We start from the raw sequence: 15421 nt of genomic DNA on the forward strand, positions 1-15421 counted from the left end.
AGATGTGTATAAGAGACAGGGCGCGGATGGCGGCGGCGCGCCCGGCGCCGATGCTCGCCGCGATGACGAGGGCGATGGCGAGCGCCTCGACCCAGGTGAGCTGCTGGCCCAGGATGACGAGACCGGCCAGCGCCGCGATGGCGGGCGCGAGGCTCATCAGAACCGAGAACGTCGCTTCGGGCAGCCGGCGGAGCGCCAGCAGTTCGAACGCATACGGAATCGTCGACGACAGCACCGCAACTGCCAACCCGAGCAGAAGCGAGGAGGGCCGGATGATCGATGCCCCCGCCGAAACGATTCCGAACGGTAGAGACACCAGTGCCCCCACGGCCATCGCTAGAGCAATGCCGTCGAGCTTCGGGAACCGCGCGCCCGACCGCGACGAGAGCAGAATGTAGCCCGACCAGCATGCTCCGGCCGCCGCGGCGAACGCGACACCCACCGGATCGAGCGATCCCGACCCCGCCTGGCTCAGCAGCACGACCCCGGCGAACGCGAGCACTGCCCACAGCCAGCTCGACGCCCGCCGGCTCACCACAACCGACAGTACGAGCGGCCCCAGAACCTCAATAGTCACGGTTGTTCCGAGCGGCAGCCTGTCGAGTGCCTCATAGAAGAGCATGTTCATGCTGGCGAGCACAACACCGAACCCGACAACGGTCATCCAGTCGCTGCGGCTGTAGCCGCGCATTCGGGGCCGGCAGACGATCATCAGAATGATGGCAGAGAACACCAGGCGCAGCGTGACCATGCCGAGCGCACCGACCGCCGGAAAGAGCACCACCGCGAACGATGCGCCGACCTCCTGGCACGCCAGCCCGGCCACCACGATGCCGACGGGCCAGAGCGTGGCTGGCCGCGGCGCAGTACCGGGAGCCGAGGTCACTCGTTCACGTTACCGGCTCTGCTGGCTCCGGATGCTGCACCGTCGCTCGCGTCGCCCTTCGTTGCTTCACCATCCATGCCGCCCGACGTGCCGTTTGAGCCGCCGCGGTCTGCGCCGCCGCCCGCCGGTAGCGTGCTCGCACTTGCCGCACCAGCCGCAGCCGCATCCGCATCCGCTGCGCCGTACGCCCGCGAACGCCGGCTCACCAGCACAGCGGCCACCACGATCGACACCGCCGAACCGAGCAGCACCGCGAGCGTGCCCTCGTCGACGACCTCGTCGAGCCCGGCGAAGGCGAGTTCGTTCATGAGGAGTGACACGGTGAATCCGATGCCGCCGAGCCCGCCGATCATCACGAGGTCAGCGAGGCTGAGCAGCGCAGGCGAGTTGCGGCCGACCGTGCGGTTCGCGATCACTCCCGCCACGGTGATGCCCACCACCTTGCCAACGGGAAGCGCGATGAGGATGCCCCAGAACGCCGGCGTCAGCTGCCCGATGCCCACCGACGGTATGGCAACCAGCGCCGCGGCGAAGGCGAACAGCGGTAGAACGAGCCCGTTTGAAATCGGCTGCAGTGCGTGCGCCGCACGGGCAGCCGGCGGGCCGGCCATGGCGAGCCCGAGCGCCACTCCGGCGATCGTGGCGTGCACGCCCGACTGGTACATGAAGTACCACGCTGCGATGGCGACGACGATCATGGCGGCCACGATCATCCATTGCCCGCCGCGTTCGGTCGTTCGGCGCCGAGCCAGTGCGCGGCTGAGCAGCGCGAACACCACGATGGCCACGGCGGCACCGCCGAGCGCGGGCAGGTTGAGCGACGTGGTGAAGAACACCGCGATGATCAGAATGGCCACGAGGTCGTCGAGCACAGCCAGCGCCAGTAAGAAGATGCGTACGCGGGTGGGCAGCGCTCGGCCGAAGATGGCGAGCACACCCAGAGCGAATGCGATGTCTGTGGCGGTGGGGATGGGCCATCCGTCACCGTAGGGGCTACCGATCGTGGCGATCAGAAAGACGCCCGCGGGCACGATGACCCCGCCGAGTGCCGCAATGGCGGGCACGATCGCCTTGGCGGGGGAGTTCAGTGACCCGGCGACGAGCTCGTGTTTCAGCTCGACGGCCACGATGAAGAAGAAGATGGCCAGCAGGCCGTCGCTGATCCAGTGCCCGAGCGACAGGTCGAGGCCGATGCCAGCGAACCCGACGTGGGCATTCTTCGCGGCAAAAAGCGCCGAACCCGCGGGCGAGTTGGCCAGCACGAGCCCGAGCGCGGCGGCGACCAACAGAATGGCGGCCGAGTTTCGTTCCGAGCGAAGAATGCTCACAGTGGTCTCCTGACCGTTGATGCGACTGAACGCGAGAGCGGCTCTTCGCCACCCGCCGACCAGACTTCCCGGCACACCGGTTACAGTCTATCGAAAGCCTCTCCGCGCCGGGCGGGGCTCATCGATTGAAGGTTCTGTGACCATTCCGCTGTTCTCCTCGCCCCCATCGGATGCCGTTGCCCCGCGCCCCGCCGCCGAACCGGGCGGTGCAGTTGCTGGCGAGGCCGCGCAGGTGCTTGACGGGTCAGCTCGAGCCGGGCATCCGGAAGCCGCAACCGAACACACTGCTGCGTCGAAGCTCGACGAGCTCATCACCGTGACCGCACGACTCCGTGCCCCCGGCGGATGCCCGTGGGATGCCGAGCAGACCCATTCCTCTCTCGTGCGCTACCTCATCGAGGAGTCGCACGAGCTGGTCGACGCCATCGAGTCGGGCTCGCGCGAAGACCTGCTCGAAGAGCTGGGTGACGTGCTGTACCAGGTCATCTTCCACGCCGATCTCGCGGCGCACACCGCGGGTGAGAGCTTCGACATTCAGGATGTCGCGGCCCACATGACCGCGAAAATGGTGGGCCGGCACCCGCACGTCTTCGGTGACGCAACGGCCGAGAGCGCCGCCGATGTGGTGGGCATGTGGGACGACCTGAAGGCCGTCGAGAAGCCCGGTCGCACGAGCGTGCTCGACGGAATTCCGCTCGGCATGCCCTCGCTGCTGCTCGCCGACAAGCTGCTCGGCAAGGCGCAGAAGGTCGGTGTGCTCGACGCCGCGGCGCCCCCGGCCATCGCGTTCGCCAGCGAAGACGAGCTCGGGCCGCTGCTGCTCGCCATCGCACTCTCGGCCAAGACGCAGGGCTTCGACGCCGAGCGGGCGCTCCGAAACGCGCTCCGCGATCTCTCGGGCGAGATCCGTGAGGCCGAAGCGGCGTCGGCGTCGGCGTCGGTTCCGGCTCCGGATGCCCACCCGACCGGCCTCGCCGCTGACACCTTCGACGCCGGCGTGATCGCCCTCCCCGCCGCCGACTGACTGCGCGCCACCCGCGCGCACTCGCCCACGCCGCGGGCTGGCACAATTGACCCATGGCCCAAGCAATAACCCCGCCCCGCGGCATGCGCGACTTTCTGCCCGCCGAGAAGGCGACCCGCGAGCGTGCGCTCGGCATCATCCGCACGAGTTACACCGCGCACGGGTTCGACGAGATCGAGACCCCGGTCATGGAAGACATCGAGCGCCTGCACTCCGGCCTCGGCGGCGACAACGAGAAGCTGAGCTTCAGCGTGCTGAAGCGCGCGATTCCCACCGAAGATCTCGAGAAGGCGGCCGCAGAGGGCGACGCACAGCAGCTCGCCGACCTCGGGCTGCGCTTTGACCTGACCGTTCCGCTCGCTCGGTTCTACGCCAGTCACCGCGGCGAGCTGCCGAGCGTGTTCCGTGCCATCCAGATCGCCCCTGTCTGGCGAGCCGAGCGCCCGCAGAAGGGCCGCTACCGCCAGTTCGTGCAGTGCGACATCGACATCATCGGCGAGCCGAGCCAGCTGGCCGAGGCCGAGATCATCACGGCCACTCTCGCGACGCTCGATGAGCTGGGGCTGGCCGGCTGCACCATTCGCATCAACGATCGCCGCGTGCTCACCGCGATGCTCGATGTGTTCGGGTTCGGTGCCGCCGAGCATCCACAGGTCTTGATCACCGTCGACAAGCTCGACAAGATCGGCGCCGACGGCGTGGTGACAGAGCTGCGCGAACGCGGTGCGACCCCGGCCGCTGTCGACGCGCTCGACGCCTTCTTTCACCGCGTCACGACCCTCGAGTTCAACCCGTTCGGCGTGCGCGCCATCACCAAGGCGCTGCCCGCCGGGGTCGATGAAGCCCTCATTGCTGAGCTTGCCGCCCTCGCCGACGTCATCGACCCCGCCAAGCTCGTCTTCGACCCGTTTCTGGTGCGCGGCATGGGCTACTACACGGGAACCATCTTCGAGATCGCGCACCCCGACTTCACCTTCTCGCTCGGCGGCGGGGGCCGGTACGACGGCATGATCGGTCGCTTTCTCGGCCAAGAGGTGGCGGCCTGCGGCTTCTCGATCGGGTTCGAGCGCATCGTCGATCTTCTGCAGTCAGACTCGGTGGGGGCTCCGGATGCCCTGCTGCTGCTGCACGACCCCTCCGCCTCTCCTGCCCAACTCGTGGGCCTGAAGACGCAGCTCATCGCCTCCGGAACCCGCGTGCGACTCGAACGCCGCACCAAGAACACCAAGGCGCAACTCGATCGCGCCCAGGCCTCAGGCTTTGGCAGCTTCGCGTTCGTGACCCCCGCTACCCACTCCGTGGAAGACCTCGAGGTCAAACCGATCTGACCCGTGGCTGCGGCGCCAGCCTCTTTCGGCCGGCCGGCCCGCAGCTGTGCCCTGGCACATTTGGTATATACATAGTTCAGCTATACAATTAATCAAGTGAACAGCGAACTCTCAGTACTTCTCGGTGATCTTGTAACGGTCACCCACCGTCTTACCCGTCTCGCGGCCCAGGCCACGGGAGACAGCACCTCACCCGCCGCCTGGCGAACCCTGAGCGTTCTGACATCGGCCGGCCCCATGCGCATCGGCGAGTTGGCCCTGGCCAGTCGTGTCAGCCAGCCCACGATGACCAAGATCGTCGCGAACCTCAACGAGCTCGAGTGGATCAAGCGCATCGCCGACTCTTCTGACGCCCGTGCGTGGCACATCGCCATCGCCCCGAAGGGCCAGAATGCCCTGAACGACTGGCGCTACCGCCTGGGCGCAGCGCTCGAGCCCCTCTTCGCCGATCTCAGCGTTCGCGAACTCGGGGTGCTCTCTGAGGCCACCGACCTGATCGGCGACCGCATCACGGTTCAGGAGATGGCGGCGTAACGATGTCAGTGCACGCGCCACACGGTGCCGGCGGAACGAGTATTCTGCACCAGCCCAAAGCGGTGTGGGCTGTCGCCTTCGCCAGCGTCATCGCCTTCATGGGCATTGGTCTGGTCGACCCGATTCTGCCGGCCATCGCCTCGAGTCTTCACGCCAGCCCCACGCAGACCAGCCTGCTCTTCACGAGCTACCTGGTCATCACGGGCCTCGCGATGCTCATCACCAGCTTCGTGTCGAGCCGCATCGGCGCCAAGAAGACGCTGCTGATCGGCCTCGCGCTGATCGTGGTTTTCGCGGCGCTCGCGGGCGCCTCGGGCAGCGTCGAAGCCGTCATCGGTTTTCGCGGCGGCTGGGGCCTCGGCAACGCCTTCTTCATCTCCACCGCGCTCGCGACGATCGTCGGCGCCGCCAGCGGGGGAGCCTCGAGCGCCATTGTGCTCTACGAGGCCGCGCTCGGCCTCGGCATAGCGATCGGCCCGCTGCTGGGGGGCCTGCTCGGCTCGATCAGCTGGCGCGGGCCGTTCTTCGGCACGGCCGTGCTCATGGCAGTCGGGTTTGTCGCCATCGCCGTGCTGCTCCAGAAAGACGAGAAGGCCGATCGTACGCCGACCCGGTTGAGTGCTCCGCTGCGGGCACTGGGCAACCCGAGCATCCGGCTGCTCGCCTTCACCGCCCTGTTCTACAACATGGGCTTCTTCACCCTGCTCGCGTACACGCCGTTTCCGCTGGGGCTGAATGCCATCGGCCTCGGCTTCACGTTCTTCGGCTGGGGTATGGGCGTCGCCGTCACCTCGGTGTTCGTCGCCCCGATGCTCACCGCGCGCATGAAGCGTACGACCGCCCTCACGGGGGCACTGGTGCTGCTCGCTCTCGACCTCGTCGCCGGCGGTCTGCTCATCGCCTCGACCGTCGGGCTCATCGTCTGCATCGTGGTGGGCGGCCTCATGCTCGGAGTGGTCAACACCGTTCTCACCGAGTCGGTGATGATGGCGACCGACCTGCCGCGCACGGTGGCGTCATCGGCATACTCGGCCGTGCGCTTTCTCGGCGGCGCCATTGCCCCGCCCGCCGCCGCAGCTCTGGCCGCGGCCATCACGCCCGGCTTTCCCATGTATGCCGCTGCCGGTTCAGTGATCGTGGCTGCGTTGTTCGTGGTGTTCGGCCGCAAGACACTGGCCCGTGTCGACAACGGCGGCGAAGAGACCGAGCTCATCGAGGCCGAAGCCCTGAGCGTCGGCGAAGGGTAACTCGCTCGTCTCGTCGTTAGACTGGGGCCCGGATGCCCGCTCCCGGCGTCATCCGCAATTTTCAACCCTGAGGAGACAATCCAGTGGCACTGATCGAAGCCGTAGGCGCTCGCGAAATACTCGACTCGCGTGGTAACCCCACCGTCGAGGTCGAGGTTCTGCTCGACGATGGCGTGGTTTCCCGCGCTGCCGTTCCGTCTGGCGCGTCGACCGGCGCGTTCGAGGCATACGAACTGCGCGACGGCGACAAGAGCCGTTACCTCGGCAAGGGCGTGCTGAAGGCCGTCGATGCCGTCATCGACGAGCTCGGCCCGGCGCTCGAAGGTTTCGACGCAAGCGACCAGCGTCTGATCGACGGCGCGATGATCGACCTCGACGGTACCGAGAACAAGAGCCGCCTCGGCGCGAACGCCATCCTCGGTGTCTCGCTGGCCGTGGCCCGTGCGGCAGCCGACTCGGCTGACCTGCCCCTGTTCCGCTACGTCGGCGGCCCGAACGCGCACGTGCTGCCCGTTCCGATGATGAACATCATCAACGGTGGCTCACACGCCGACTCGAACGTCGACATCCAGGAGTTCATGATCGCGCCCATCGGCGCCGAGACGTTCTCTGAGGCCCTGCGTTGGGGCGTCGAGACCTACCACGCGCTCAAGTCGCTCATGTCGAAGAAGGGTCTCTCCACCGGGCTCGGCGACGAGGGCGGCTTCGCGCCGAACCTGTCATCGAACGCCGCTGCGCTCGACCTCATTCTCGAGGCCATCACGGCCGCCGGTTTCACGCCCGGTGAAGACATCGCCCTGGCCATGGATGTCGCTGCCAGTGAGTTCTACCGCGACGGCGCCTACCAGTTCGAGGGCAAGGCGACCTCGTCGACCGAGCTCAGCAGCTACTTCGAGAACCTGCTCGCCAACTACCCGCTGGTCTCCATCGAAGACCCGCTCGAAGAAGACGACTGGGAGGGCTACCAGCACCTGACCGCCTCGATCGGCAGCAAGGTTCAGATCGTCGGCGACGACCTGTTCGTCACCAACCCGGTGCGCCTGGCCAAGGGCATCTCGCTCGGTGCCGGCAACTCGATGCTCGTGAAGGTCAACCAGATCGGCACGCTCACCGAGACGCTCGACGCGGTCTCGCTTGCACAGCGTTCGGGTTACACCACGATGATGTCGCACCGCTCAGGCGAGACCGAAGACACCACCATCGCCGACCTCGCCGTTGCCACCAACTCGGGTCAGATCAAGACCGGTGCGCCTGCCCGCAGCGAGCGCGTCGCTAAGTACAATCAACTCTTGAGGATCGAAGAAGAGCTCGCCGAAGCAGCCGTCTACGCCGGCCGCACGGCGTTCCCGCGCTTCCGGGCGTAAGTCTCGCGGGGGTGTTCCTCACGCACGAAAGACAGTTGTGAGGAACATCCCGATGCGACCATTCGAAAAGCACAGACCCGCAGCTCCCGCACGCGCGGGGGAGAACCAGCCCACGAACTGGTTGCGCAGCATACGGTTCTCCGGTTTCACCGTGCTCATGCTCATCGTGCTGGTGCTTTTCGTCGTCATCGTGGCACCCGGTGCCCGCATCTTCATTGAGCAGCGCCAGCAGATCGCCGACCTGCAGCAGAGCGTGGCTGCCGCCCAGACGCAGAACTCGGCGCTCACGTCAGAGGTCGCCCGGTGGAGCGACCCGGCCTACATTCGCGCCGAGGCCCGCGACCGGCTCTACTTCGTGATGCCCGGCGAGACCGGGTTTCTGGTGCTCGACGACACCAAGCCCGGGGCGGCGGCGGCCACCGCGCCGGTGAGCACGAGCATCCAGTCGACCCAGAGCAATTGGATGGCGGCCCTGTTCGCCTCAGGCATGACCGCGGCGTTGAGTACCCAAACCCCCGATCAACTCGGGTCTACCCCTACAGGCAGCAAATGACCACACCACCGTTCGACCCGCCCACCGCCGCCGATATCGCCACCGTTTCGGCACAGCTCGGCAGGCCCGCGCGCAACGTGCTCGGAATCTCTGCGCGCTGTGTGTGCGGAGCCCCCACGGTTGTGGCGACGGCCCCCCGGCTCGACGACGGTACCCCGTTTCCCACCCTCTACTACCTGAGCCACCCCGCGGCCACGGCGGCGATGTCAGACCTCGAGGCCACCCAGGTGATGCCCGAGTACCAGGCGATGCTCGCCGACGATGCAGAAGTGAAGGCCGCCTACGTCGCTGCCCACGAGCAGTACATCGCCGACCGCGAGGGCATTGCGGTGGTCGACGAGATCGCCGGCATCTCGGCCGGCGGTATGCCCGTGCGCGTGAAATGCCTGCACGCGCTGGCCGCACACGCTCTGTCAGCGGGGCCCGGGGTCAACCCCATCGGCGACCTGGCGCTGGCACGCGGAGACTGGTCGCCGCTCGTGTGCGAGTGCATCGACTACTCTCTTACCTAAGGCCAGTGCGGGCCCGTGAACAGCTTCGCGGCGTTCCGGCCGTTTCGGTGTGCCGGGGCAGCGCTGCGAAGGTAGTAGCCTATGGCTTGTACCTTCACTGAGGAGATCCTTTACTGTGCCCAAAATCCTGATCGTCGGCGGCGGCTACGCCGGTTTCTACACCGCCTGGAAGCTCGAAAACTGGCTTCGCCGCGGCGAGGCCGAGGTCACTGTCGTCGACCCGCTTCCGTACATGACCTACCAGCCCTTCCTGCCGGAGGTCGCCTCCGGCTCCATCGAGCCCCGCCACGCTGTCGTCTCGCTTCGTCGTCACCTGAAGTCGACCAAGATCATCGCCGGCAAGGTCACCAAGATCACCCACGGCGAGAAGTCGGCCACCATCACCCCGAACATCGGTGAGGCCTACGAGCTCGAGTACGACATGATCGTCGTCACGGCCGGCTCGGTCTCCCGCACGTTCCCCATTCCCGGGGTCGCCGACGAGGCCATCGGCCTCAAGACCATCGAAGAGGCCGTCGCCATCCGCGACCGCATCCTCACCAACTTCGACAAGGCATCGCAGCTGCCCGAAGGTGCCGAGCGCGACCGTCTGCTCACGTTCGTCGTGGTTGGCGGCGGTTTCGCCGGCATCGAGATCTTCGCCGAGATGCGTTCGTTCGCCAGCGACCTGCTCTCGAAGTACCCCGAGCTCGCGTTCGAAGACACCCACTTCCACCTCATCGAGGCCATGGGCCGCATCATGCCCGAGGTTTCGTTGAAGACCGCAGGCTGGGTCATCAAGAACCTGGCCGAGCGCGGCGCCGAGATCCATCTCGACACCCAGCTGAAGTCTGCCGTCGGCGGCGTCATCGAGCTCTCGACCGGCGAGTCATTCGAATCTGACACCATCGTGTGGACGGCCGGCGTCATGGCCAGCCCCATGCTGAAGAACACCGACCTGCCCATCGAAGAACGAGGTCGCCTGCGCGTGCGCCCCGACCTTCGCGTGCACGACGAGAACAACGAGATCGTGATCGACGCCTGGGGCGCCGGCGACGTGTCTGCTGTTCCTGACCTCACCGGTGGCGGCGTGGGCGGTTTCTGCGTTCCCAACGCCCAGCACGCCGTTCGCCAGGGCAAGCTGCTCGCGAAGAACCTCGTTGCCGAGCTGCGTGGCGAAGAGGTGCACGAGTACTTCCACAAGAATGCGGGCGCCGTCGCCGGTCTCGGTATCGGTGTGGGCGCATTCCAGTCGGGCAAGATCGGCATCACGGGTATTCTCGCGTGGTTCATGCACCGCGGTTACCACGGTCTCGCCATGCCGAGCTACGAGCGCAAGTTCCGCGTCATCTGGGGTTGGGTGCTCAACTTCTTCCTCGGCCGCGACATCGTTTCGCTCGAAGCCCGCGTCACCCCTCGTGCCGCGTTCGAAGAGTTCGCATCGCGCCCGCGCCCCGCTGCGCCGGCCGCTGCTGCGCCCGCTGAGGCCCCTGCCGGGCATCCGGGGCCGGCGGATGCACCCGTCGTCGTGGGCGGCGCCGTCTCGAAAGAGTAGGCGTACTCGTCACATGCTCTCTCACTGACCGCACGGCCTGATGTTCGGGTCGTGCGGTTCGTGTTTAGCAGAGTGACGGTTTTACGGGCCCCCATAGCCCAATTGGCAGAGGCAGTCGACTTAAAATCGACACAGTGAGGGTTCGAGTCCCTCTGGGGGTACTCATTGCGAAGGCCCTACTTCCCTTTCTTCGGGAGGAAGTATGGCCTTTTGCTTGCCTCTGGTTCTCGTCTTTGGACACATTTCGGACACACTTTGAAACAGTTCGAGTTGCAGGTGCCTGGTTGGTCATTCTGATCGCCTCTGGACGAGTCGCAACGTACCCAGCACGACGACTTTCGACGCCGACCGAAAATAGATGATTGTGTCTCACTAGCGCGGTATTTCGGCCATGTATCAAGCGAATGTCTCACGGGCCTCAGAGGGCGCCGCCCGAAAGTATTCGGCGATGTGGTGAACCCCGGTGTAGTGCAGCAGCGGTGCGCTCACTCCGCCCGTCGCAGCGGCTTCGCGGCACTGTCTCGCACGATCAGGCTCGGCACGATCAGCGGTATCGGCTGCGACTCTTCGCGCCTCATCAGGGCGAGAATCTGCTCGACCGCGCGCCGCCCGATCTCTTCGAAGTCGAGGTACACCGTGGTCAGCGCGGGCCGAAAGTACGCCGACTCGGCGACGTTGTCGAAGCCCACGACGCTGATCTGGCCCGGAACAGACAACCCTTTCTCGTCGAACGCCTTCACGGCCCCCAGCGCAAACGGATCGTTGGCAGCGAAGACAGCAGTGACCTCCGGATGCTCGGCCAACTGCAACCCGGCCCGGTACCCCGCAAGCGCACTCCAGTCGGCTGTCTTCACGACAGGCGGCAGCGCCTTGCCCCGCGATGAGAGTTCTTCTGCCCAGCCGCGTCGCCGAGCATCCGTCGCCAGCCAGCCCTGCGGGCCTTCGATGTGCCAGACAGTGTCGTGACCGAGGTCGAGCAGGTGACCGACAGCCAAGCGCGCACCCCGCACCTCGTCGATAGAGACGCTGGTGGCGCTGGCCGGCGAACCCTGCTCGAAGGTCACGACCGGCACGTCGCTCTCAAGCCCGCGCAGCACTTCCAGGGCGGCATACAACGGCGCGAGCACGATGACACCGTCGACCTCGTCGGCGCTGAGCTCGTTCAACGCCGAGCGGATGCTGCGGTGGTCGAGTTCGCCGAGGGTCACCAAACGCGTGGAGTATCCGTTGAGGCGCGCCTGCTCAGAGATACCGAAGAGCGCCACCGACGGCCCGTGAACCGACAAAGCGTAACTGACCACGCCGAGGTTCATCGTGCGGCTGCTGGCCAGCGCCGCCGCGGCCGTGTTGCGCCGATACCTGAGCTGCTCGATAGCAGTCTGCACACGTTCGCGGATGTCGGGCGACACGTTGTGGGCGTTGTTGACCACCCGCGACACCGTCTGTTGAGACACCCCGGCCAGCGCGGCGACGTCGACCATCCGGGCACCTTTCGACTTCGACGCAGTTCTCGTCATGGTCTTGCACCCCTCACTGCTCTGCCTCTTGCCGCCTCCTCCATTATGCGACAGCCGCCGGTGTCACGGCCGCCGGTAGCGCAGCACCTCCGGGTGTCGCTCGTACGGCCATTCCGCATCGACGATCATGTATTTCTTCGTCGTGTAGCTGCCATCCATTGTCGAGGCGAGGGTGGGTGGCCCGTCGAACCCGATTACTGCCCAGCCGATGCGGTTCTCGTTTCCGCCGTAGACCGGGTCGCTATAAAAACCCTGCCTCGAGTTCAGCACGAGCAACGGAAAGAACGACAGAAAGTCTTCGTTCACCGGCTGATTTCCGGCCGGGGCGCCCCCGAGGCCGTCGTCTTCCGGCGCATCGAACGAGAACTTCGTGGGCTTCGGTTCACCCGAGAGTTCTTCGAGCACAGCGTCTTGCTGGTCGCACGAGAGCGCAACGAAGTGCGCACCGAACCGCCCGACGGAGACGTCACACAACTGAATCAGACCCGAACGGTACAGGTCGCGGCGTTGTTCGATGCGCTCGGCCCAGGCCCTTTCTTCGCGGCCCTGCATGCGCAGAAAACCTTCACCGTCGGCCGCCGCGAACACGAATTGGGTTCCCGCGAGCATCCGGTCGATGAAGCGCACGACGTGCGCCTCGGTCGCGCCCGGGTGATTGTCGGTCGGAATGATGCGGGCGGCGGCGGCTTCGATTGTGCGCCAGTCTTCGTCGCTGAAGTAGATCGGCCCGTCGACGTCGCGCGTCGAGATCGGGTCCGTCACCCATTCTGCTTGTCCCATGAGGGGGTCTCCTTGTCGTAGTGGTGAGAGAGTGTTGCGCGCCGGGGAGGTCGGGTGGATGCCCGGCTAGCCCTGCGCCCAGCCCCGCGAGTCGACCCTGATGATCTGGTCGGCGCAGCGCCACGCGTTGGCCATGATCGTCAGTGCCGGGTTGATGCCCGTCGCTGTCGGAAAGAAGCTCGCGTCGAACACGTACAGGTTGGGCACGTCGTGCGTGCGGCACCACCGATCGACGACCGAGGTCGCCGGGTCGTCACCCATTCGCGTCGTGCCGAGTTCGTGCGAAGTGTTGCCGGTGATGCGTTCCATGTTCACGGGGATGACCTTTCGGGCGCCGGCCGCCTCGAGAACCTCGCCGTTCTTCGCGACCTGCCATTTCTCTTGGGCGAAGTCGTTCCAGTGCGGCGTGTGCGTGATGCGAGCGACGGGTAGCCCCCACGCGTCGGTCACCGTCGGATCGAGGTCGACGCGGTTGCTCTCGACCGGCAGATCGTGCAGCAGTATGCCGATCTTCATCGTGTGGTTGAACAGTTCGCGGTCGGCGTCTTTAGCCGCCGAACCCCAGGTGGGGCGCCCGGGAAAACTCCAGTTGACCGGGTGACCCAGGTTCGACGGAAAGATGAGCGAACCGAGAATGTGGCCGCGGCTCTCGTCAGTCTCGTAAAAGTCGAACGAGCACCCGCTCATGTAGTGCCCAGACCATCCGTACAGCGGGTCTGTCAGATCACGGTCGAAGAGGCCGACCGAGAAGGAGTACTGGTGGAACGTCGCGTTGCGACCGACCTGCCCGCTGCTGTTCGCCAGCCCGTCGGGAAAGAGGGCCGACTTAGACATCAGCAGAAGGCGCGGAGTCTCGATTCCGCCGCCGCAGACGATGACTGCGTTCGCCAGCTGAACCCACTCATCGCCGTCTTCGTCTTGGTAACGCACCCCGGTGGCCTTGCCATCAGGGCCGACGAGAATCTCGCTGACGTAACAATCCGACCGCAAGTCGTACAGGCCGGTGTTGATCGCGTCGGGAATGAAGCTGATGAGCGTGGACGACTTGCCGGTTCCTGGGTCGGGGTATTGCTGCCAGAAGCCGTTCTCGCTGAACGGCTGCCGCCCGCGGTACGGTTCCGTCACCATGCCCTGCGGCATGGGGAACGTGCTGTGGCCGAGCTTGTCCATTGCGGTGGCGAAGGTGCGGCCGATCTGGCTGAGGGGCGACGGCTTTGTCGGGTACCCCCTGCTGCGCCGGCCCTCCCAGCGGTTCGCGCCGCCGAGACCGGATGTGCCGAATTCCCACTCCACGCGGGTGTAGTACGGCTCGAGTTCGTCGTAGGTGATCGGCCAGTCGACCAGGCTTGCTCCCTCGACGTCGCCGTGGATCGAGCGCAGCTTGAAGTCGTTCTCGGTCATTCGCGGTACCATGCCGCCCCAGTGTGTCGTGCCACCCCCGACGACTTGAGGGGTCGCCGAGAAGTTGGTCACCACGGCCTCTTCCCTGTCGTTCGGTCGGTAGGTGCGCGGTTTGAGCTTCGGGTCTTGCCAGATGAAGTTTCTGTTCAGATACTTCAGCTCGTCGCCCGAGGCGTGCTCGGGCTTCAGCCATGGCCCGCGCTCCAGCCCGACGACGCGCATTCCGGCCTCGGTCAGCACCTTTGCTGCCGTTGCGCCACCTGCCCCTGCCCCGACGATGACGACATCGACCGGTTCGGGGTTCTTCTTGGTCTTCATGAGGTGCTCTTTCTGTTCGTTTCTGATGCGCTTGCTCGGTAGCCGTCGATGACGGCTCACCCTGCGAAGGCTTCGATTCCGGCGCGCCCCACGTGGGCCAGGGGCAGGAGTTCGCTCCACAACTCGTCGGGAATCTCGATGCCGGCCAGTGCAACGGTCTGGTCGACGCGGCCGGGTTCCGACATTCCGACGATGGTCGAGGTGACCCGTTCGTCGCGCAGCGAGAACTGCAGGGCCGCGGCCGCGAGCGGTACACCTGCGGCCAGGCACAGCCGTTCCATCTCGCGGACCCGGGCGAGAGTGCCGTCGCTTACCGGTGCGTAGCAATACGTCGGTACAGCGTCGGGGCCCTTCACGAGCATCCCGCCGCCGAATGGTGCTGCGTTGATGAATGCCACACCGCGGCGGTGGGCGTCGTCGAGCAGGGGTTCGGCCGTCTGTTCGACCAGCGTGAATCTGTTGTGGCTGATCACCGCGTCGAAGACCTCGGTGGCGAGGTACTGCAGTTCGACATCGATCGGGCCCCCTGCCACACCGAGGTGCTGGATGACCCCCTGCTGTTTCAACTCGATAAGTGCTTCGAGCGGTCCGCCCGCAGCGGTAGCCTGCTCGAACGTGATCTTCTCGGGGTCGTGCAGATAGACCAGCGGAAGGGTGTCGAGCCCCAATCTTTCGAGACTCTCGTCGATCGACTTCTTGACGCGGTCGCCCGAGAAGTCGGTCGAACCCGGCAGCGGGTCGACCTTCGTGGCGATGAGAAATCCGTCAGGAACTCCGCCGTTTTCACGGATCGCCCGGCCGATGCGGCGCTCGCTGGCGCCCCCGCCGTACTCGTTGGAGGTGTCGATGAAGGTGAACGGCCCGTCGAACACTCGCTTAATGGTCGCCACGGCAGTTTCTGAGCTGACTTCGTAGCCATATTGCGCCGGAAAGCTGCCCAGGGCGCTTGTTCCGACGCAGACTGATGACACGAACAGCGGTGTTCGGCCGAGACTGCGAGTAGTGAGAAGCGGGGTGGGATTGTCTGCCGTCATGGGGTGCTCCTAGCGTTTTCGGTGCCGGTGAGAGGGGGTAGGCTGTCTCTTATACACATCT

The 15421-nt window shown here is 65.8% G+C and carries 14 protein-coding genes and 1 tRNA gene; 9 read left to right on the plus strand and 6 right to left on the minus strand.

Annotated elements, in window-relative coordinates; genetic code table 11:
* Together QN358_RS17335 and QN358_RS17340 are read right to left on the minus strand one after the other, a co-directional pair.
* On the minus strand, positions 1-886 hold an 886-nt coding region (locus QN358_RS17335; RefSeq protein ID WP_323513098.1), incomplete at its 3' end, for an EamA family transporter.
* The gene (locus QN358_RS17340) at positions 883-2214 is read right to left on the minus strand and encodes a Na+/H+ antiporter NhaA (protein WP_323513099.1); all 1332 of its coding nucleotides are present in this window, start codon (positions 2212-2214) and stop codon (positions 883-885) included. The genes QN358_RS17335 and QN358_RS17340, both read right to left, overlap by 4 nt.
* Before the next feature lie 136 nt (positions 2215-2350).
* Between QN358_RS17340 and QN358_RS17345 the strand changes: the two genes are divergently transcribed.
* The 9 genes from QN358_RS17345 (at position 2351) to QN358_RS17385 (ending at position 10471) form a co-directional block, all read left to right on the plus strand.
* Positions 2351-3238 (plus strand): MazG family protein, encoded by an 888-nt coding sequence (locus tag QN358_RS17345; protein ID WP_323513100.1) that lies wholly within the window; start codon positions 2351-2353, stop codon positions 3236-3238.
* 53 nt (positions 3239-3291) lie between these two features.
* Positions 3292-4566, plus strand: coding sequence for a histidine--tRNA ligase (hisS, locus tag QN358_RS17350; RefSeq protein ID WP_323513101.1), 1275 nt, complete (start codon positions 3292-3294; stop codon positions 4564-4566).
* Positions 4567-4662: 96 nt separating this feature from the next.
* The gene (locus QN358_RS17355) at positions 4663-5100 is read left to right on the plus strand and encodes a MarR family winged helix-turn-helix transcriptional regulator (protein WP_136643638.1); all 438 of its coding nucleotides are present in this window, start codon (positions 4663-4665) and stop codon (positions 5098-5100) included.
* A gap of 2 nt (positions 5101-5102) precedes the next feature.
* The gene (locus QN358_RS17360; protein ID WP_136643637.1) at positions 5103-6347 is read left to right on the plus strand and encodes an MFS transporter; all 1245 of its coding nucleotides are present in this window, start codon (positions 5103-5105) and stop codon (positions 6345-6347) included.
* 83 nt (positions 6348-6430) lie between these two features.
* Positions 6431-7711 carry a phosphopyruvate hydratase gene (gene eno, locus QN358_RS17365; RefSeq protein WP_136643636.1) on the plus strand — a complete coding sequence of 427 codons (1281 nt, stop codon included), beginning with the start codon at positions 6431-6433 and terminating at the stop codon, positions 7709-7711.
* A 52-nt stretch (positions 7712-7763) separates the two neighbouring features.
* Complete coding sequence (locus tag QN358_RS17370) at positions 7764-8264, plus strand: FtsB family cell division protein (protein WP_136643635.1); 501 nt, start codon at positions 7764-7766, stop codon at positions 8262-8264.
* A complete protein-coding gene (locus QN358_RS17375; protein WP_136643634.1) occupies positions 8261-8776 on the plus strand; it encodes a DUF501 domain-containing protein in 516 nt (171 codons plus the stop codon). The genes QN358_RS17370 and QN358_RS17375 overlap by 4 nt, the downstream gene beginning before the upstream one ends.
* A gap of 115 nt (positions 8777-8891) precedes the next feature.
* A complete protein-coding gene (locus tag QN358_RS17380) occupies positions 8892-10310 on the plus strand; it encodes an NAD(P)/FAD-dependent oxidoreductase (protein ID WP_136643633.1) in 1419 nt (472 codons plus the stop codon).
* A gap of 87 nt (positions 10311-10397) precedes the next feature.
* Positions 10398-10471: transfer RNA gene (locus QN358_RS17385), tRNA-Leu, on the plus strand.
* Between the two features lie 324 nt (positions 10472-10795).
* On the opposite strand, the gene QN358_RS17390 is transcribed toward QN358_RS17385, so the two are convergent.
* The 4 genes from QN358_RS17390 to QN358_RS17405 form a co-directional block, all read right to left on the minus strand.
* A complete protein-coding gene (locus tag QN358_RS17390) occupies positions 10796-11827 on the minus strand; it encodes a LacI family DNA-binding transcriptional regulator (protein WP_323513102.1) in 1032 nt (343 codons plus the stop codon).
* Between the two features lie 63 nt (positions 11828-11890).
* Positions 11891-12607 carry a gluconate 2-dehydrogenase subunit 3 family protein gene (locus tag QN358_RS17395; RefSeq protein ID WP_136643632.1) on the minus strand — a complete coding sequence of 239 codons (717 nt, stop codon included), beginning with the start codon at positions 12605-12607 and terminating at the stop codon, positions 11891-11893.
* A gap of 66 nt (positions 12608-12673) precedes the next feature.
* Positions 12674-14326: a GMC family oxidoreductase gene (locus tag QN358_RS17400; protein WP_136643631.1), complete on the minus strand. Its 1653-nt coding sequence runs from the start codon at positions 14324-14326 to the stop codon at positions 12674-12676.
* Positions 14327-14382: 56 nt separating this feature from the next.
* Positions 14383-15360, minus strand: a complete 978-nt coding sequence (locus QN358_RS17405; RefSeq protein WP_323513103.1) for an aldo/keto reductase — start codon at positions 15358-15360, stop codon at positions 14383-14385.
* Between the last annotated feature and the right edge of the window lie 61 nt (positions 15361-15421).

Origin of the sequence: Subtercola sp. RTI3 (assembly GCF_035018625.1) — a bacterium.
In the GTDB taxonomy this organism is placed as follows: Bacteria; Actinomycetota; Actinomycetes; order Actinomycetales; family Microbacteriaceae; genus Subtercola; species Subtercola vilae.

Excerpts from the sequence above, each read along its gene's own strand:
- hisS (WP_323513101.1), top strand. The coding sequence starts at position 3,292 with ATGGCCCAAGCAATAACCCCGCCCCGCGGCATGCGCGACTTTCTGCCC.
- QN358_RS17360 (WP_136643637.1), top strand. The coding sequence starts at position 5,103 with ATGTCAGTGCACGCGCCACACGGTGCCGGCGGAACGAGTATTCTGCAC.
- QN358_RS17370 (WP_136643635.1), top strand. The coding sequence starts at position 7,764 with ATGCGACCATTCGAAAAGCACAGACCCGCAGCTCCCGCACGCGCGGGG.
- QN358_RS17375 (WP_136643634.1), top strand. The coding sequence starts at position 8,261 with ATGACCACACCACCGTTCGACCCGCCCACCGCCGCCGATATCGCCACC.
- QN358_RS17390 (WP_323513102.1), bottom strand. The coding sequence starts at position 11,827 with ATGACGAGAACTGCGTCGAAGTCGAAAGGTGCCCGGATGGTCGACGTC.
- QN358_RS17395 (WP_136643632.1), bottom strand. The coding sequence starts at position 12,607 with ATGGGACAAGCAGAATGGGTGACGGACCCGATCTCGACGCGCGACGTC.
- QN358_RS17400 (WP_136643631.1), bottom strand. The coding sequence starts at position 14,326 with ATGAAGACCAAGAAGAACCCCGAACCGGTCGATGTCGTCATCGTCGGG.
- QN358_RS17405 (WP_323513103.1), bottom strand. The coding sequence starts at position 15,360 with ATGACGGCAGACAATCCCACCCCGCTTCTCACTACTCGCAGTCTCGGC.